Annotated in this window: 14 protein-coding genes; 9 read left to right on the top strand and 5 right to left on the bottom strand. The window is 72.6% G+C overall.

From position 1 onward, the window contains the following. Window positions 1-67: 67 nt before the first annotated feature. Window positions 68-991, top strand: a complete 924-nt coding sequence (locus NOO62_RS14185) for a DMT family transporter (RefSeq protein ID WP_268775616.1) — start codon at window positions 68-70, stop codon at window positions 989-991. A gap of 29 nt (window positions 992-1,020) precedes the next feature. Then, complete coding sequence (locus tag NOO62_RS14180; RefSeq protein WP_268771257.1) at window positions 1,021-1,932, top strand: LysR family transcriptional regulator; 912 nt, start codon at window positions 1,021-1,023, stop codon at window positions 1,930-1,932. A gap of 390 nt (window positions 1,933-2,322) precedes the next feature. Here NOO62_RS14180 and pepN read toward each other — a convergent pair whose 3' ends face one another. Continuing rightward, window positions 2,323-4,890, bottom strand: coding sequence for an aminopeptidase N (pepN, locus tag NOO62_RS14175; protein WP_268771256.1), 2,568 nt, complete (start codon window positions 4,888-4,890; stop codon window positions 2,323-2,325). Between the two features lie 233 nt (window positions 4,891-5,123). Here pepN and NOO62_RS14170 point away from each other — a divergent pair, with 233 nt between their 5' ends. Together NOO62_RS14170 and NOO62_RS14165 are read left to right on the top strand one after the other, a co-directional pair. Continuing rightward, complete coding sequence (locus NOO62_RS14170) at window positions 5,124-6,401, top strand: flavin-dependent oxidoreductase (RefSeq protein WP_268771255.1); 1,278 nt, start codon at window positions 5,124-5,126, stop codon at window positions 6,399-6,401. A 180-nt stretch (window positions 6,402-6,581) separates the two neighbouring features. Further along, window positions 6,582-7,127, top strand: a complete 546-nt coding sequence (locus NOO62_RS14165) for a DUF1203 domain-containing protein (RefSeq protein WP_268771254.1) — start codon at window positions 6,582-6,584, stop codon at window positions 7,125-7,127. Between the two features lie 3 nt (window positions 7,128-7,130). Here the strand turns inward: NOO62_RS14165 and NOO62_RS14160 are convergent, their stop codons facing one another. Continuing rightward, window positions 7,131-8,012 (bottom strand): LysR family transcriptional regulator, encoded by an 882-nt coding sequence (locus NOO62_RS14160; protein WP_268771253.1) that lies wholly within the window; start codon window positions 8,010-8,012, stop codon window positions 7,131-7,133. Between the two features lie 126 nt (window positions 8,013-8,138). Between NOO62_RS14160 and NOO62_RS14155 the strand changes: the two genes are divergently transcribed. Next, complete coding sequence (locus tag NOO62_RS14155; protein ID WP_268771252.1) at window positions 8,139-9,338, top strand: MFS transporter; 1,200 nt, start codon at window positions 8,139-8,141, stop codon at window positions 9,336-9,338. Window positions 9,339-9,365: 27 nt separating this feature from the next. On the opposite strand, the gene NOO62_RS14150 is transcribed toward NOO62_RS14155, so the two are convergent. Beyond that, window positions 9,366-10,382: an aspartate-semialdehyde dehydrogenase gene (locus NOO62_RS14150; RefSeq protein WP_268771251.1), complete on the bottom strand. Its 1,017-nt coding sequence runs from the start codon at window positions 10,380-10,382 to the stop codon at window positions 9,366-9,368. A gap of 197 nt (window positions 10,383-10,579) precedes the next feature. Between NOO62_RS14150 and NOO62_RS14145 the strand changes: the two genes are divergently transcribed. Next, window positions 10,580-11,113: an RNA polymerase sigma factor gene (locus NOO62_RS14145; protein WP_268771250.1), complete on the top strand. Its 534-nt coding sequence runs from the start codon at window positions 10,580-10,582 to the stop codon at window positions 11,111-11,113. Between the two features lies 1 nt (window position 11,114). Further along, on the top strand, window positions 11,115-11,849 hold the full coding sequence (locus NOO62_RS14140; RefSeq protein WP_268771249.1) for a hypothetical protein: 735 nt from the start codon (window positions 11,115-11,117) through the stop codon (window positions 11,847-11,849). 103 nt (window positions 11,850-11,952) lie between these two features. Here the strand turns inward: NOO62_RS14140 and NOO62_RS14135 are convergent, their stop codons facing one another. Further along, on the bottom strand, window positions 11,953-15,237 hold the full coding sequence (locus NOO62_RS14135; RefSeq protein ID WP_268771248.1) for a S8 family serine peptidase: 3,285 nt from the start codon (window positions 15,235-15,237) through the stop codon (window positions 11,953-11,955). A gap of 246 nt (window positions 15,238-15,483) precedes the next feature. Between NOO62_RS14135 and NOO62_RS14130 the strand changes: the two genes are divergently transcribed. After that, entirely contained in the window at window positions 15,484-15,942 is a 459-nt protein-coding gene (locus NOO62_RS14130; protein ID WP_268771247.1) for an NUDIX hydrolase, read from the top strand. Window positions 15,943-16,083: 141 nt separating this feature from the next. Then, on the top strand, window positions 16,084-17,889 hold the full coding sequence (locus NOO62_RS14125; protein ID WP_268771246.1) for a TIGR03767 family metallophosphoesterase: 1,806 nt from the start codon (window positions 16,084-16,086) through the stop codon (window positions 17,887-17,889). Window positions 17,890-17,914: 25 nt separating this feature from the next. Here NOO62_RS14125 and NOO62_RS14120 read toward each other — a convergent pair whose 3' ends face one another. Beyond that, entirely contained in the window at window positions 17,915-18,130 is a 216-nt protein-coding gene (locus NOO62_RS14120; RefSeq protein WP_268771245.1) for a hypothetical protein, read from the bottom strand.

Raw genomic sequence — 18,130 nt, 5'->3', positions numbered from 1 at the left:
GTAGTCCCGCAACGCACCGAGTCCCCGTTCGGACGGGGAGAGAGGCAAGGGATACCCCGTGGCAGTCCTGGACCAGACCCCCACCACCCGCACCGCACCGGCCGCCGCGAAGGCGGCCGCGCGCCCCGTCGGCATCGGGCTCGCACTCGCGGCTCTCGCCACCGTCGTCTGGTCGGGCAGCTTCGTCACCTCCCGTGCGCTGCACGACAGCGTGCCGCCCATCCAGCACGCGTTCTGGCGCTGGATCATCGCCATCGCCGCGGTCGCGCCGTTCGCGGCACGGCAGACCTGGCGGCAGCGGAAACTGCTCCGCCGGCACCTCAAGTTCCTGCTCGTCGCGTCCCTGCTGGGCGTCACCGTCTACAACACCCTGGTCAACCAGGCCGGTATGACGACCACCGCGGGCAACATGGGCATGATCATGGCCGCGTCGCCGGTCCTGATGGCCGTCTACGAACGGCTCGGCGGCGCCCGGCTCGGCGCGCGGCGCGTCACCGGCATGCTCGTCGCCTGTGCGGGGGTCCTGCTGCTGGTCAGCAAGGGCTCGCTCGACATGGACTTCGCGGTCGGCGACCTCTGGATCATCGCGGCGGCGCTCTCCTTCGGCTCGTACAGCGCACTGCTCAAGCGCAAGCCCAAGGAGATCGGCGGACTCCCCTTCCTCCTCTCGACGTTCGTGCTGGGCGCGCTGATGCTGCTTCCCGTCTTCGTGGCCAGCTACGCCGTGCAGGGCGGCTTCGAGCCGACCGCCGACACGGTCTCCCCGCTCCTCTACGTGGGCGTGGTGTCCTCGGCGGTCGCGTTCTTCGCCTGGAACAAGGCGATCTCGGTCATCGGCGCGGCCCGCGCGGGGGTCATCTACTACCTCCAGCCGGTCTGCGTCGCCCTGCTCTCCTTCGCGGTGCTCGGCGAGGCGATGGGGTGGCTGCAGGTGCTGTGCATGGGGCTGATCCTGGGCGGCGTGGTGCTCGGCGCGGCCCGCACGAAGTGATGCTCCTGACCAGTCGGTACGTTGGGCTCATGAGCGAGTGGGACATCAAGAAGCTGCAGATCCTGCGCACGTTGAGCGAGCGGGGGACCGTGACGGCGACGGCGCACACGCTGCGGATGACTCCGTCGGCGGTCTCGCAGCAACTGTCCAACCTCGCGAAGCAGCTCGGCGTACCGCTCCTGGAGGCGCACGGGCGCCGGGTCCGCCTCACGGACGCGGCGCACCTGGTGCTGCGGCACGCGGAGGCGGTCTTCGCGCAACTGGAGCGAGCCGACGCGGAGTTGACGGCGTACGTGCAGGGGGAGGCGGGGGAGGTGCGGGTCGGCGCGTTCTCGACTGCGGTACCCGCGCTGGTCGTCCCCGCGGTGCGGGCGCTGCGGGAGGCGGCGCCCGGCATCTCCGTACGGGTACGGGAGACGGAGGCGGCCCAGGCGTACGAACTCCTCGCGGCCGGTGAGGTGGACATCGCCCTGTCCCTGGCCGTCCAGGCACCGGCGGCGGTGGACGCGGACACGAGGTTCAGCCGCGAGTCCCTGCTCGCGGACCGGCTGGACGTGGCCCTGCCCGGCGACCACGGCCTGGCGTCCGCGCCGGGGCTGCGGCTCGCGGACCTGGCGGGCGAGCCGTGGATCTTCGGCGGCAGCGGGCCCTGGTCGGAGATCACCCGCGCGGCCTGCGAAGCGGCGGGCTTCACCCCGACCCAGGCCCACTCGGCCTCCGGCTGGACGTCGATCCTCGCGATGGTGGAGGCGGGGATGGGCGTGGCCCTGGTGCCCCGCATGGCGGCGGTACGCAGGGACGGCGTAACCATGCGAGAACTCTCCGAGGACCACCCCACCCGCCACGTGATCGCCGCGGTCCGCCGCGGCGCGGCGACGGGGGCGGCGGTGTCGCGTGTGCTCGCGGCGCTGCGCGAAGCGGTTCCTCGTCGGGCCGGGTGACAACTCCCCCGGCACCGCCCAGCCCCGGTCCCCGCGCTCCGCGCGGCGCTTCCCCACCCACCCACCCATTCCCCGATACCCGGGGGCCGGGGCAGTTAAGGGGCGCGAGGAACTGCGCGAGCAACCACACCCAACCCGGAGAGGGGGGACGGCCGGTGTGGTTCAGGGGCGCGAGGAACTGCGCGAGCAACCAAGACACCACCCGCAGGTGAGGGACGGCCGGTGGTGGTTGAGGGGCGCGGGGAACTGCGCGAGCGGCCACCCACGGCCCGCAGGTGAGGGGCGGGCGGTGGTGGTTCAGGGGTACTGCGGCGCGAGCGGCCGCTCGCCGCCCGCAGGCGGGAGGGGCCGGGCAAGGTGTGGGCCTTGCGCGGCCCCGTCCGGCGGGGGTTAAAGATCCGCCGACCGTGCCCGCAGGGCGCGATCAACACCCGCACGGGACTCCGTGACCAGTCGCCGCAACGCCGCCGACGGCTCCGCCGAAGCAAGCCACGCGTCCGTCGCGTCCAGCGTCCCCTGGGAGATCTGCAGCGACGGGTACAACCCGACGGCGATCTGCTGCGCCATCTCGTGGGAGCGCGAGTCCCACGCCCCCTTGACCGACGAGAAGAACTTCTCCGCGTAGGGAGCGAGGAGTTCACGCTGGTCGGTCTGGACGAAGCCGCCGATCACCGCCTCCTGGATCGCGTTCGGCAGGGAGTCGGACTCCACGACGGATGCCCACGCCGCCGCCTTCGCCTCCTCCGTGGGCCGCGCGGCCCGCGCGTACGCCGCGTGCCGCTCGCCCGCCGCCGTCTTGTCCCGCTCCAGCTCCGCCGCGATGCCCGCCTCGTCGAGGCGGCCCGTCGCCGCGAGCCGCGCCACGAACGCCCACCGGAGCTCCGTGTCGACGGCGAGGCCGTCCACAGACTCCGAGCCGTCCAGCAGGCCCTCCAGGAGGGCGAGTTCCTCGTCCGTGCGGGCCGTCGCCGCGAACGCGCGGGCCCACGCCAGCTGGTGGTCGCTGCCCGGCTCCGCCGAGCGGAGGTGGGAGAGGGCTGCCGAAGTCCACCGCTCCAGCGCCGCGTCCCGCCCCGCCGGCGCCGCGTACAGGTCGAGCGCCAGCTTCACCTGGCGGTGCAGCGACTGCACGACGCCGATGTCGGACTCCTTGCCGATGCCCGAAAGGACCAGGGAGAGGTAGTCGCGCGTCGGGAGTTCCGCGTCGCGCGTCATGTCCCACGCCGACGCCCACGACAGCGCCCGCGGCAGCGACGCCTCGAAGTCCCCGATGTGGTCGGTGACGTAGGCGAGCGACTCGCTGTCCAGGCGGACCTTCGCGTACGACAGGTCGTCGTCGTTGAGGAGGATGACCGCGGGGCGCGCCTTGCCCACCAGCGCGTCCACGGCCGTGAGTTCGCCGTCGACGTCCAGCTCCACGCGGTCCGTGCGGACCAGCTTGCCGGACGCGTCGTCGAGGTCGTAGAAGCCGATGGCGATGCGGTGCGGGCGGAGCGTCGGCTCGCCCTTGGCGCCCTCGGGCAGGGCCGGGGCCTCCTGCTTGACGGCGAAGGACGTGATGACGCCCCGCGTGTCGACGTCCACGACCGGACGCAGGACGTTGATGCCCGCCGTCTCCAGCCACTTCTTCGACCACGTCTTCAGGTCGCGGCCGCTGGTCTCCTCGAGCGCGCCGAGGAGGTCGGACAGGCGCGTGTTGCCGAAGGCGTGCCGCTTGAAGTACGCCTGGACGCCCTGGAAGAACTCGTCCTCGCCCACGTAGGCGACGAGCTGCTTCAGGACGCTCGCGCCCTTCGCGTACGTGATGCCGTCGAAGTTGACCAGGACGTCGTCCAGGTCACGGATGTCGGCCATGATCGGGTGCGTGGACGGCAGCTGGTCCTGGCGGTACGCCCACGTCTTCATGGAGTTGGCGAACGTCGTCCACGAGTGCGGCCACTTCGACCCCGGCGCGTACGCCTGGCAGGCGGCCTCGGCGTACGTGGCGAACGACTCGTTCAGCCACAGGTCGTTCCACCACTCCATGGTGACGAGGTCGCCGAACCACATGTGGGCCAGCTCGTGCAGGATCGTCGCCGCCCGCACCTCGTACGCCGCGTCCGTCACCTTCGAACGGAACACGTACTGGTCGCGGATGGTCACCGCGCCCGCGTTCTCCATCGCGCCCGCGTTGAACTCCGGCACGAAGAGCTGGTCGTACTTGGCGAAGGGGTACGCGTAGTCGAACTTCTCCTGGAACCAGTCGAAGCCCTGCCGGGTGACCTCGAAGATCGCGTCCGAGTCGAGGAACTCGGCGAGCGAGGGGCGGCAGTAGATGCCGAGCGGCACGGACTGGCCGCCGGGACCCTCGTACGACGAGTGCACCGAGTGGTACGGGCCGACGATCAGCGCCGTCACGTACGTCGACATGCGCGGTGTCGGCGCGAACGTCCAGATGTCGTCCTTCGGCTCCGGCGTCGGCGAGTTGGAGATCACCGTCCAGCCGCTCGGCGCCTTCACGGTGAACTGGAACGTCGCCTTCAGGTCGGGCTGCTCGAAGGACGCGAAGACGCGGCGCGCGTCCGGCACCTCGAACTGCGTGTACAGGTACGCCTGCTGGTCGACCGGGTCGACGAAGCGGTGCAGGCCCTCACCGGTGTTGGTGTAGTCGCAGTCGGCGACGACCTTCAGCTCGTTCGTACCGGCCCGAAGGTGCCGCAGCGCGATGCGCGAGTCGCGGAACACCGCGCCGACCTCGAGCGCGTGGCCGTTCAGGACGACCTCGTGGACCGCGGGGGCCACCAGGTCGATGAAGGTCTCGGCCCCTTCCTCCGCGGAGTCGAAGCGCACCGTGGTCACGGACCGGTAGGTGCCTCCCTCCTGTGCGCCGGACAGGTCGAGATCGACCTCGTACGAGTCCACGGTGAGCAGCTTCGCCCGCTGCTGCGCCTCTTCGCGGGTCAGATTGGTGCCGGGCACGCGGTCATCTCCTCGGGTGCGACTTGTGGTGTTTCCGGCCATCCTTCCATGCCCCGTCGGATGGCCGCCCGGCCCATTGTTCTCCCGCTGCCGTGCGGTTACGCTCCGCGCGTTCGCACCCGACCGCACAGGCCGCGGACCACGGCCACGAGGGCGGTCAGGAACCACAGGGGGACGCGGGAGATGCTGGGGACCGAGAGGCCGGCCGACACCGGCCCGGCCGCACGACGGCCATGACCGACGTACTGGTGGCGGGCGCGGGCATCGGAGGGCTCACGGCCGCGCTCAGCCTGCACGAGGCGGGCATCGGCGTCCGGGTCGTGGACGCCGCCGAACAGCTGCGGCCCGTCGGGGTGGGCCTCAACCTGCTGCCGTACGCGGTGCGGGAGCTGACCGAGCTGGGGCTCGGCGAGGAGCTCGCGGCGACCGCCGTCGCGCCCGACGCGATGGTCCACTTCGACCGGCACGGCAACCGCATCTGGGCCGAGCCGCGCGGCCTCGCCCTGGGCTACCGCTGGCCGCAGTACTCCGTCCACCGCGGCGCCCTCCAGCTCCTCCTGCTCGACGCGGTCCGCGACCGGCTCGGCGACCGGGCCGTCCGCACCGGCACCGCCTTCGTGCGGCTCGCCGACCGTGAGCGCGGCGGACAGCGGGTGATCCTGCGGGACATGGCGCGGGCCAGGGAGTACGGCGTACGGGTGGGGGCGCTGGTCGGCGCCGACGGGCTGCACTCGGCGGTGCGGGCCGTGCTGCACCCCGGCGAGGGGCCTCCGCTGTGGAACGGCATCCGGATGTGGCGCGGCACAGCGGACTGGCATCCGGTGCTCGGCGGGCGGACCGTCGCGGTGGCGGGCAGCAACACCGCCGCGAAGCTCGTCGTCTACCCCATCTCCCGGCCCTACCAGGAGCGCGGCAGGGCGCTGCTCAACTGGGTGGCCGAGGTGCGGTTCCCGCCCACGCACCACCACGGTCACGCCGGGCCCGCCGACTGGAACCGCTCCGGGCGGCTCTCCGACGTCCTGCCGCACTACGCCGGGTGGCGCATCGGCGACCTGGACGTCCCCGCGGTGCTCGCCGCCACGCGGCACATCCTGGAGTACCCGATGGTCGACAGGGACCCGCTGCCCTGGTGGGGCCACGGCCCGGTCACGCTGCTCGGCGACGCGGCGCACCCGATGTACCCGGTGGGGTCGAACGGCGGCTCCCAGGCGATCCTCGACGCGCGCGTCCTGGCCCGCTGTCTCGCCCACACCGCGCCGGACCGCGAGGCGGGGCTGCGGGCGTACGAGGGGGTCCGCCGCGAGACGGCCAACGCGGTCGTCCTCGCCAACCGGGACATGCCCGCGGACCGCATCCTGCACGCCGTCGCCGAGCGCGCCCCCGATGGCTTCGACCACGTCGAGGACGTACTGACCCCGGAGGAACTGGGGGAGTTGCACGCGGCGTACCGCAGGACGACCGGTACGGACGTGGCGGAACTGAACGAGCGGGGGTCCTGGGGGGTGGGGTGAGCGGGGCCGGGGCGGGGCGCTACGAGACGGGCCGGGGTGGGGCGCTACGAGACTAAGCCGGGGCGGGGCACAGCGAGACTAAGCCGGGGCGGGTCGCAGCGAGGCAGGTCGGGGGAGGGTCGTAGCGCGACGTCCGGAATCCGCCAGCCCCGACCCGCCCCCACGCGCGAGGCTCGGCCCATGACCACCCCGTACACGCACACGCACACGCGCACGCACACCGCCCACACCCCGCTCCCCATCGCCCCCGCGGCCCTCGCCCAGCTCCGCGACCGCGACGACGCCGGGCGGCCCTGCGTCCCCTTCGTCGACCAGGAGGGCGGCCACCCGCTCCGCTGCTGCCTGCGGCCCGTCGCCCCCGGCGAGCGCATCGCCCTCGTCTCGTACGCGCCCCTGCGGCGCTGGGCCGCCGAGACGGGCGCGGCGCCCGGCGCCTACGACGAGCAGGGCCCCGTCTTCATCCACGCCGACCCCTGTGCGGGCCCGACGGAGGCACCGGGCGGCTACCCGTTCTCGCGGGCGGGCGCGCTCCGCACGGTCCGCCGCTACAGCGCCGAGGGGCACATCGTCGGCGGCCGCCTGCTGGAGATCCCGGAGGACGAGGAGCAGGGCTTCGACGCCGCGTTCGCCGAGGCCTTCGCCGACCCGCGGGTCGCCCTCGTGCACGTCAGGGCCGTGGAGTACGGCTGCTTCCACTTCGAGGTGCGGCGGCAGGACACGGCCTGACGGTCACCCCTCGCCCGCCGCCACGGCCACGGCCCGCGCGAACTCCCGTACCCGCTCGGTCTCCCCGCCCCGCTGCCACACCATTCCCAGCACCGAGTCGGGGAGCCCGTCGACCGGCACGAAGACGACGTCCCTGCGCCCGTGGTACTCCGCAGTGGGACCGCACAGCAGCATTGCCGCCCGGTCCGCCGCCACCAGCGTCAGCCCTTCCTGGAGCGTACGGACCGTGGGCGCGGGCGGACCCGAAGGGGCCTGCGCCGCACGCCAGTAGGCGGGCGCGGGCCCGGCCGCCGCGATCAGCGGCGTGTCGGTGAGCTCCGCGGCGGTGAGCGAGGAGCGCCCCGCGAACGCGTGCCGCACCGACACGGCGACGGTCTGCCGCTCGCTGGAGAAGACCGGGCCGAGAACCAGGTCGGGCTCGGCGACCGGCAGCAGCACGATCCCCGCGTCCACGCCGCCCTCGCGCACCGCCCCGAACGGATCGGCGAAGGGGATCTCCACGATCTCCGTCGCACAGGCCGGATGCCGCTCCTGGAACACCTCGATGGCCCGCATCAGCCGGTCGTCCGCGGTGCCCTGGAACCCGATCCGCAGCGTGCCCTCCACACCCCGCGCCGCCGCCCTCGCCCGCGCCACGACCGACGCCAACTCGGCGTAGGACGGCTTGAGTTCGGTCAGGAAACGTTCCCCGAGAGTAGTCAGGGACACCCGTCGGCTCGTACGCTCCAGCAGGCGCGCGCCGATCCGCCGCTCCAAGGCGGCAAGTAACTGGCTGACCCGGCTCTGCGATATGTACAGCCGCTCGCCGGCCCGCCCGAAGTGCAGCTCTTCGGCAAGCACCAGGAAGCACTCCAGTTCCCGGATCTCCAGCCCGTTCCCGCTCATGGCGCGCGGTCCCTTTTCCTTGATCGCCCAGTTCCGCCGGATCGACTCGTATCGATGAACCCGGCTCATTCAAGGATGAGATCATCCGCGTTGTTCCCGGGCGGGCACCCCCACAGGGTGGATGCCATGTCACAGAGCACACGAATACCCGCGCGGCCCGTCGCGCTGCCGCCCCCGCGCGGCCGCCTCGCCGTCCTCGCCGTCGCCGCCGCCACCTTCTCCGTCGTCACCACGGAGATGCTGCCCGTCGGACTCCTCACCTCCCTCGGCTCCGGCCTGCGCGTCTCGGACGGCACCGCGGGCCTCGCCGTCACCCTGCCCGGTCTCGTCGCCGCGCTCGCCGCCCTGTTGCTGCCCGTCGCCGTACGCCGCGCCGACCGGCGCCCGGTCCTCGCCCTCCTGATGGCGCTGCTCGCCGTCGCCAACGTCGTCTCCGCGCTGGCGCCCGTCTTCGCCGTCCTGCTCGTCGCGCGCGTCCTGGTCGGCGTCTGCATCGGCGGCGTGTGGGCCATCGCGGCCGGGCTCGGCGTGCGGCTCGTCCGGGCCGAGGGCGCGGGCCGCGCCACCGCGGTCATCTTCAGCGGCATCGCGGTGGCGTCGGTGCTCGGCGTGCCCGCGGGCACACTCCTCGGTGAACTCGCGGGCTGGCGCTGGGGGTTCGCGGCGCTCGCCGTCCTCGCCCTCGCCGTCGCCGGGCTCCTCGTCACCGTGCTGCCCCGGCTCCCCGCGGACGAGGGCGTCCGGCTCCGCGCGTTTCCCGCGCTCCTGCGCATCGGCAGACTGCGGGCCGGACTCCTCGCCGTCACGCTCCTGGTCACCGGCCACTTCGCCGCGTACACGTACATCCGGCCCGTCCTGGAACGCGTGCCCGGCATCGGCGCGGGCCTGATCAGCGGACTGCTCCTCGCCTACGGGACGGCTGGCATCGTCGGCAACTTCGCGGGCGGCGCCGTCGCGGCCCGCGACCCGCGCAGGGCGCTGCTCGCGATATGCGCGGGGCTCGCCGCCGTGGTGCTGCTCATGGTGCCCGCGGGCGCGTCGCTCGCCGCGTCGGTGACGCTGCTCGTGGCGTGGGGCCTGGCGTACGGAGGGGTCTCGGTCTCCGCGCAGAACTGGGTGATGGCCGCGGCGCCGCACGCCCGTGAGGCGGCGTCGGCGCTCTTCGCGGGCGTCTTCAACGTGGCGATCGCGCTCGGCGCGTTCACCGGGGGGCGGGTCGCGGACAGCCGCGGGGCCGGTGCGGTGCTCTGGCTGGGCGGCGGGCTCGCGGGGCTGTCGATGGTGGCCGTGGCGTGCGCGAAAAGGGCGGCCACCCGCGAAAGGTGACCGCCCCCGTCGACGTACGGGCCGGGATCAGCCCTTGAGCTCCGCCGCGACGAGCTCCGCGATCTGGACGGCGTTCAGCGCCGCGCCCTTGCGGAGGTTGTCGTCGGAGATGAAGAACGCCAGGCCGTTCTCGACCGTCTCGTCCTTGCGGATGCGGCCCACGAACGAGTCGTCCTTGCCCGCGGCGAGCAGCGGGGTGGGCACCTCCGTGACGACGACGCCCTCGGCCGCCTCAAGCAGCTCGGTGGCGCGCTCGGGGCTCAGCGGACGCGCGAAGCGGGCGTTGACCTGGAGGGAGTGGCCGGTGAAGACCGGGACGCGCACGCAGGTGCCGGAGACCTTCAGCCCGGGGATCTCCAGGATCTTGCGGGACTCGTGGCGGAGCTTCTGCTCCTCGTCCGTCTCGTTCAGGCCGTCGTCGACGACGGAGCCCGCCATCGGCAGCACGTTGTACGCGATCGGCGCGACGTACTTGTCGGGCTCGGGGAAGTCGACCGCCGAACCGTCGTGGGTGAGCTTGGGTGCGTCCTCGCCGACCTTCGCGACCTGCTGGTACAGCTCCTCGACACCGGCGAGGCCGGAGCCGGAGACCGCCTGGTAGGTGGCGACGACGAGCGCTTCGAGGCCCGCCTCGGCGTGCAGCGGCTTCAGGACGGGCATCGCGGCCATGGTGGTGCAGTTCGGGTTCGCGATGATGCCCTTGGGGTGGTCCTTGATGGCGTGCGGGTTCACCTCGGAGACCACGAGGGGGACCTCGGGGTGCCGGCGCCAGGCGGAGGAGTTGTCGATCACGACGGCGCCCTGCGAGGCGACCTTCTCGGCGAGGGCCTTGGAGGTGGCGCCGCCCGCGGAGAACAGGACGATGTCCAGGCCCGTGTAGTCGGCCGTGGAGGCGTCCTCGACGGTCACGCCGTCGATGACCTTCCCCGCGCTGCGGGCCGAGGCGAAGAGGCGCAGCTCGTCGGCCGGGAACTTACGCTCGGCGAGGATCTTGCGCATGACCTTGCCGACCTGACCGGTGGCTCCGACGATTCCGACCTTCACAGGGACTTCCTCCATATGTGCGTGCGGCCTCGTGACCTCGGCCGGTCTGTGGGGGGTGGTTCCATGATGCGTCTCTCCAGTGCCGCGTTGTCCAATCCATTGTCCGAGGTGCGGGACGCCACATTTCCCGGGCGCGGCCGTGAACCTTTCGGGCGCCCCGGGCGTCGTAGGGGAAACGCGGGGACGGGAGGGGCACATTGCTGCGCAGGAAAGCGCGCCGCGCGCAGACGGGCGCCGGGGGCGCCGACCCGCTGGACGCGGCCCAGGAGGACCGGGTCCGTGCGGTGCTCGCGCTGGGCGGGGTGCCGCACGCCGACCTGTCCGACGGGGTGCAGCAGGTCAGGCTGAAGCTCCTGGAGCGGGCCGCTGACGGGCGTGAGGCGCCGCGTGACGTGTCCGCGTGGGCGGCCGTCGTCGCCTCCAACCTGGCGATGGACTGGCACCGGGCGCGGCGCAGGCAGGAGCGGCTGGGGGAGCGGCTCCAGGTGCTGTGGCGGGAGGCGACCGACGAGGACGGCGCGGAGAAGCGGGCCACCTCGCTGGCCGTCGCCGAGGGGCTCGGCGCGCTGCCGGACGCCCAGCGGCAGGTGGTGGTGCTGCGCTTCTACGCGGATCTTCCGGTACGCGCGATAGCGGACGAACTGGGCATTCCGGAGGGAACGGTCAAGAGCAGACTGCACACGGCGGTACGGCTCCTGCGGGCGCGGCTGCACGAAGGGGAGGTGGTGTGAGGTGCTGCGGGACCCGGAGTTCGACGCGCTGATGACGGCGATCACGGACGAGCCGGTGCCGGAGGAGGCACTCGACGACCCCGCCTTCGCCGCGGCCCGTGCGGCGGCCGTGGCGGACGTGGCCCTGCTGCGGGAGCGGCTCGGGGCGGTGGGCGACGCGCTGGCCGCCGACGGGCCCGGGACCGCCACCGCGCCGGAGCGCGTGGTGCCGCTCCGGTCCCCGCGCGGGGCGGCCCGGCGCCGCTCCACCGTCGTGCTCGGCGCGGTCGCGGCGACGGTGGCCGCCGCCATGGTCGGCGGGCTCGCCTGGCTCGCGGTGGACGCGGGGCAGGGGGCGGGGGGCGCCGACAAGGCGGACACGGCGTCGGGTGCGAAGAGCAGGCCGAGCAGCGGCGACGCGGACGCGGACCTGAGCGCCGAGGGGTTCGTGGCGTGTTCGCGGCTCATCGTGGAGGGCACGGTCACGGCGGTCGACCCGGTGCCGGGCGGACTCCAGGACCGGATCACGGTCGACGTGACGCGCCACCTGAAGCCGGAGTCGGGGAAGCCCACGGTCACGTTCCCCATGGACCGGGCCGTGGAGCCGCGCCTGAAGACGGGCGACCGCGTCCTGGTCACCATCGACGAGGGCGCCGCGGAGCCCGCCAACTGGGCCGTCGGCAAGGAACGCGACCGGCTGCGCACGATGATCCTCAAGGCCCTGCCGGACTCGAAGAAGATCAGGTGCGACGGCTGACCGGGATCGGACCGGGAGCGGACCCGGAGCGGTTCGGCGACAGAGAAGCGCCGGACGGACTCATCGCTGAGCCCGTCCGGCGCCCGAAGAAAGTGGCGGTCCGTTACGGCGTGACCTTCTCCACCTTCACGCTGCCGCTGCCCGCGACCGTGCCGCCCGCGTTCAGCAGGGACACCTCGCCGAACAGCTCACGGCCCTCCGCGGCCGGGGCCTTCGCCTCGACCTTGGCGTCGACCTGCGCCGACGCGCCGTTGGCGAGCTTCACCGTCTTCGACTCGTCGACGGTGACCTGGCCGAGCGCGCCCGAGAAGAAGACGTCGCGGTAGTCGTACGCGGTCGTACCGGACGGCACCGAGTAGCCCGTCACCTCGATCGTGTACGTACCGGCGGCCGGCTTCTTCAGGCTGACCGACTCCTCCGAGTCGCCCTCCGCCGACGAGCCCACGACCGCGCCGTCCTTCTTCACGGCGAGGTCCAGGTCCGCGGCGATGTCCGCGGGCGAGCCGATGGCGACGTCGAGACGCTCCGCGCCCGCGGGCACGACGACCTCGGTGGTCTGCGTCTCACCCTGCTTGATGCTGGGCCGCGCCGACTTGGACGAGCCGAGCGAGCCGCCCTTCAGCTTGCCGTCGACGGCCGCGAAGTTGTTCGTGGCCTTCCAGGAGACGGGCGCCGGCGTGCCGACCTTCGCCTCCGGGAGCGTCTGCACGGCCGGGTCGAAGTCGACACCGAGCGCGGCGACGTTCAACTTGTACGGGTTGTCGAGCAGCGGCGACGTACGGCGCGACTCGACCTCGATCTCCCAGACCCCGGCCTGCGGCTCCGCGTACGCGCGCAGGTCCGGGCGGCAGGTGTTGGCCGGGTTCTCGTAGTTCGGGTAGCAGACGATCGACGACGTCGAGTCGACCGGGACGCCGTACGGGTGGATCGCTATGAAGCGGGTCTGGCTCTTGTCCTTCAGGCCGCCGAGGGAGACCTCCAGGGACTTGGCGCCCTTGGGGACGGTCACGAAGTACGACTTCGGGGTGTTGCGCTGCGTGGAGTCGGACGCCGAGAAGGTGTACGACGGCTTCGCGAGCGGCGCCGAGACGACGACCGTCGACATGATCTGCTGGTCGATGCCTTCGGTGCGCTCGTCGTCGACCGTCAGGATCGCGCTGTGCAGACCGGCCGACTTGGCCTTCGCCTGGACCTTGACGGTCACCGGCTTGTTCAGCGGCAGCGTGATCTCGTCGTCGCCGAGCAGCTTGAAGGTGGACTCGTGGTTGTTGACCAGGTCCAGCTCGTGGCGGACGTTCCGGTCCGGGCCCGAGGTGCGGGTGACCGTGACGTCGTACGTCCGCTTCTGGCCGGTCTTCAGGCCGCCCTCACGGTCGTAGATGCCGGTGCCGGGCTTCTTCAGCTCCTGCTCAAGGGCGGTGTCGACCGGGGCCTTCACCGTGTACGCGTGGGCCTTGGCGCCGTCCTCGATGGCCTCCCAGGCGTCCACGATGTTGATGAGGCCGGTGCCCTGCGCGTACGCCTGCTCGCCGCGGATGCGGTCCGCGGTCGAGGTCAGCGCGGTGCGCAGCTTCGCCGGGGGCAGCTCGATCTTCTCGCGCTTGGCGGCGGAGAGCAGCAGCGCCGAGGCGCCCGCGGCCTGCGGGGACGCCATCGAGGTGCCCTGCAGCATCGAGTAGCCGGCCGGGAGCTGGTAGCCGGCCTCGGCGACCGGGGCACCCGGCAGCCAGGTCTGCGTGGTGTTGATGGCCGAGCCGGGCGCCGAGATGATCGGCGCGAAGCCGCCGTCCTCACGCGGGCCGCGCGAGGAGAACGGCATCATCGCGTACTCGCGCTCGACCTCGGAGCCGTAGTTGGCGGCCCAGGTCTCCTTGGAGATGGCGGCGCCGACCGAGATGACCTTGTCGGCCAGAGCGGGGTCGCCGATGGTGTTCGCGCCGGGGCCGGAGTTGCCCGCGGAGATCACCAGCTGGACGCCGTAGGTGTCGATGAGGCGCGTGTAGAGCTCGGCGCGCGCGTTGTTGCCGTCGTTCAGCGCGGGCAGGCCGCCGATCGACATGTTCACGATGTCGACGCCACGGTGGGTGACGAGGTCGATCATGCCCTCGGTCAGCGCGACGTTGGTGCAGCCGCCGGTCCAGGTGCAGGCGCGCGAGGAGACCAGCTTGGCGCCGGGCGCGGCGCCGTTCATCTTGCCGCCGAACAGGCCGTTGGCCGCGGTGATGCCCGCGACGTGCGTGCCGTGCTCGGACTCGATGACGCCGATGTTGACGAAGTCGGCCTTCTTGCCGACCCAGTCGCCGCCGTACGGGTCGGTCGGCACGTCCTTGCGGATCTCGACGACGAACGGGACGCGCTCGACGACGTCGGTCGCCGGGTCGTCCTTGCCGAAGTAGGCGACCTGGTGGTCGTCCTTGTACGGCTTCATCGGCTTGTCGTCGGTGAAGTCCTTGTTGTTGTTCAGGTCGACGCGGACCGTTCCGGCGGCCGGGTCGTAGAGCACGCCCCAGCTGTCGGTGGTGTCGCCGTCCCGGTTGATGTCGCCCTTGGCGTCGCCGCCCGCGGTGGCCGACTCCAGGAATCGGTTGACCTGGAAGGAGCCCGCCGGGGCCTGCCACGTCTCGCCGTTCCAGGTGAAGACGGGGCCCGTGACCGGGTTGGTCATCCGGCGCCAGGTGCCGTCCGCGTCCACGATCGGGTCGGTCGCGGTCACCCAGTCGGTGATCTTGCGCTCGCCGGTGGTGGTCTTCTTCAGCGCCGGGTGACCGAGGTCGACGCCGGAGTCCAGGATGCCGATGGTGACGCCGCGGCCGTCCGCCTTGCGGTGCTTCTTCACGAAGTCGACGGCGCCGGTCTCGGCGGACGGGTTGTACGGATTGTCCGCCGGGGTCCTCTTGCCCGGACCCGGGTATGTGCCCTTCGCCCCGGCCTTCGCGCCCTTGGCACGGTCGGCGGCGGGCGTCGGGTCGTCCAGCTCGATCTCGTGCCGCAGGTCGATGGCGTGCACGGACGACAGCTTCGTCGCGGACTTGATCGCCGCGTCGGCCTTGGCGGTCGGCACGGTCGCGCGGACGTAGCCGAGCTTGTCGTAGGTGCGGCCGACCGAGCCGCCCTTGACGGCGTCGAGCTGGTCGGCGACCTGCTCGGTGGCGCCGGGCGCGGTGGCGACCATCATCGTGACGGTCTTCTCGCCGTCCGCCTTGGCGTCGGCGAGCAGGTCGGCGTCGGCCGACCCGAGCTTGCCGCCCGCGGACTTGGGGGCGGGCACGGGCGTCTCGTCCGCCGCGAAGGCGAGAGGGGCGGCCCCGGTCGCGCAGAGCGCGGCGGTGAGACCGACGGCTATCGCGAGACGGGGCGCGCGTCTGGCGCTGGAACTGGATCTGGGCATCGGCATCCCTGTGCGTGAAGGACGGGAAGGAGGGTCGATACGGTCCGGTTTCCGGGAAGGTCCGGAATCCGGGGCCGGATGACCGCTCAGCCTTACGTAAGTGACAGGTGTTTGGGGAGAGTTGTCCGAGCTGTGATCAGGGCGTGACGCAATTCCGCCATACGCCATGGCGGACAAGGCGCTGTATAAGGGGACATGGTTTCCCGGAACGCCCCGTGAGTGGCGGGAACCGCCTAGCGTCAACCCGTGCACAAAGAACTCCGGGTGGCGGCCTACGCCGTATGCGTACGCGACGGACAGGTGCTGCTCGCCCGCTGGGTCGCCGGCGACGGCAGCAAACGCTGGACGCTGCCCGGCGGTGGCATGGACCACGGCGAGGACCCCTACGACACGGTGATCCGCGAGGCCGACGAGGAGACCGGCTACGTCGTCGACCCCGTCGCCCTCCTCGGCGTCGACTCCCTGCGCCGCCGCTACCCGCGCAGGCTCGGCGCCGTCGCCGACTTCCACGGACTGCGGATCGTGTACGAGGGACGCGTCACCGGCGGCGCGCTGCGCCACGAGACAGACGGGTCCACCGACCTCGCCGCCTGGCACCCCCTGGACGCCGTGCCGGACCTCGACCGTGTCGGGCTCGTCGACATCGGCCTGGAGCTGTGGCGCACCCGCCCGGCCGACGGCCACGCACTCTTCCCCGAAAGGTGAACGCGGAGTGACCGCCTCCCCTCCGCCGGGCGAGGGGTGCGTGACTGCACAGGGTGCCGACTGATTCACGTACGGTGATCGGCGCTGCCCGTTGCGGTCTCGTTCACGCGCACGCCACTCCCGCTGCCAACGATCCAGTACATGCAGCGCATACGCTCTGTCGCCACCGAAGCCGCCACCGCAACCGCCGCGGCCGCCGCCGGACTCGACCGCCGCGCCCTCCTCGCCGCCACCGGAGCGGTCACCCTCTCCGCCGGCATCGGCTACGCCCTCGGCCCCGGCGCCGGAGCCGGAAACGCCGCACCCGCCGACCGCGCCACCGTCCCGCGCTCCCGCCCGGCGCACGCCGCACCCGCCGCACCCGCCGCGCCCCGGATGCCGTACAAGAACGGCACCACCCTGCTCACCGCCGCCGCCCCGCACGGCACCACCGGCTACCGGCGGCTCGGCGACGGACCGGCCTGGCCACGCGTCGTCCGCGGCGACCTCGCGGCGGCGAAGCCGGGCCGCGAGGAGCGCAGGACCGCGCTCGCCGCCTTCGTGCAATTCACCGACCTGCACCTCGTCGACGTACAGAACCCGCTGCGGTACGAGTACCTGCGCGCCCAGACCGCGAGCGCCTGGCGCCCCCACGAGTCCCTGTCCGTCGCGGGCGCCGTCGCCCTCGTCGAACGGGTCAACGCGCTGCACGGCGCGCCCGCCACCGGTGCGCCCCTGCACTGCGTCGTGACGACCGGCGACAACACCGACAACAACTCCCGCGCCGAACTCGACTGGTTCCTCCAGGTGATGAGCGGCGGCCGCATCACCCCCAACACCGGCGACCCGCGCCGCTACGAAGGCGTGCAGGCCAGCGGCCTCGGCCTGTACTGGCACCCCGACGACCCCCTGCGCGACGCCGACAAACGCCTGGGCTTCCCGCACCTGCACGGTTTCCTCGACGCCGCCATCCGCGAGGTCAACAGCCCAGGGCTCCGCCTGCCCTGGTACTCCACCGTCGGCAACCACGACGCCCTGCCCGGCGGCTGCTGGGCGCCCCGCGACCCGTACTTCACCGAGTTCGCCACGGGCGGCAAGAAGCTGATGTCCCTCGACGAGACGCGCGGCGCCGCCCTCTGGAAGGCGGTCAAGAAGGGCCACGACCCCAAGGGCGCCCGCTTCAAGGAGATCCTCAAGGGCGAGAAGCGGCGCATGCGGTCCGTCACGCCGGACGCGTCCCGCGCCCCCTTCACCCCCGCCGAGTACCTCCAGGCCCACCTCGACCCCGCCCACGCGGGCCCGGGCCCCATCGGCCACGGCTACACCCAGGAGAACCTCGCCGCCGCCACCCAGCACTACTCGTTCCGCATCAGCGACGACGTGCTCGGCATCAGCCTGGACAGCACCGACCCCGGCGGCCACTACGAGGGCTCGCTCGGCACCGCCCAGCTGCGCTGGCTGGAGCGCGAACTGAAGGCCAACGAGCGGCGCGACGGCGGACCTTCGTACGTCGTCGTCCTCAGCCACCACACCAGCAGGTCCATGCGCAACCTCCGTCACGACCCGGCCCGCCCCGAGGAGGCCCGGCACGGCGGCGACGAGATCGTCGAGCTGCTCGGCCGGTACCCCTCGGTCCTCGCCTGGGTCAACGGCCACAGCCACAAGAACGCCATCACCCCGCACCGCACCCCGCACGGCGCCTTCTGGGAGGTCTCCACCGCGTCGCACGTCGACTTCCCGCAGCTGGCGCGGGTGGTCGAGCTCACGGACAACCACGACGGAACGATTTCTCTCTTCACCACCCTCATCGAGTCCGCCGCCCCGAACCGCACGGATTTCGCCGACCTCTCCCAGACCGGTCTTGCCGCGCTGTACCGCGAGCTGTCCTTCAACGCACCCGGCGCCAGGCCCGCGTTGGGCGGCGACGCGGGCGACCGGAACACGGAACTCGTGCTGCGAAAGGGCTGAATCGCGCTCAACCCCGGCGGACCGCTCAACCCTCCGCACCGGGCCCCGGGTCCACCCGGCCGACGACAGCCGGACGACGTTCCGGGACCGCGGGGCCGGGAGGGGCAGGACATGACAGTGCGCAGAGGACGGGCAGGGCGGGCAGGACGGGCAGGGCGGGCAGGGCGGGCAGGACGGGCAGGACGGGCAGGGCGGGCAGGGCGGGCAGGACGGGCAGGACGGGCAGGGGGGACGGTCGCAC

Source organism: Streptomyces sp. Je 1-369 (genome assembly GCF_026810505.1).
Taxonomy (GTDB): Bacteria; Actinomycetota; Actinomycetes; order Streptomycetales; family Streptomycetaceae; genus Streptomyces.
This window is presented reverse-complemented; position numbering and strand designations above follow the sequence as displayed.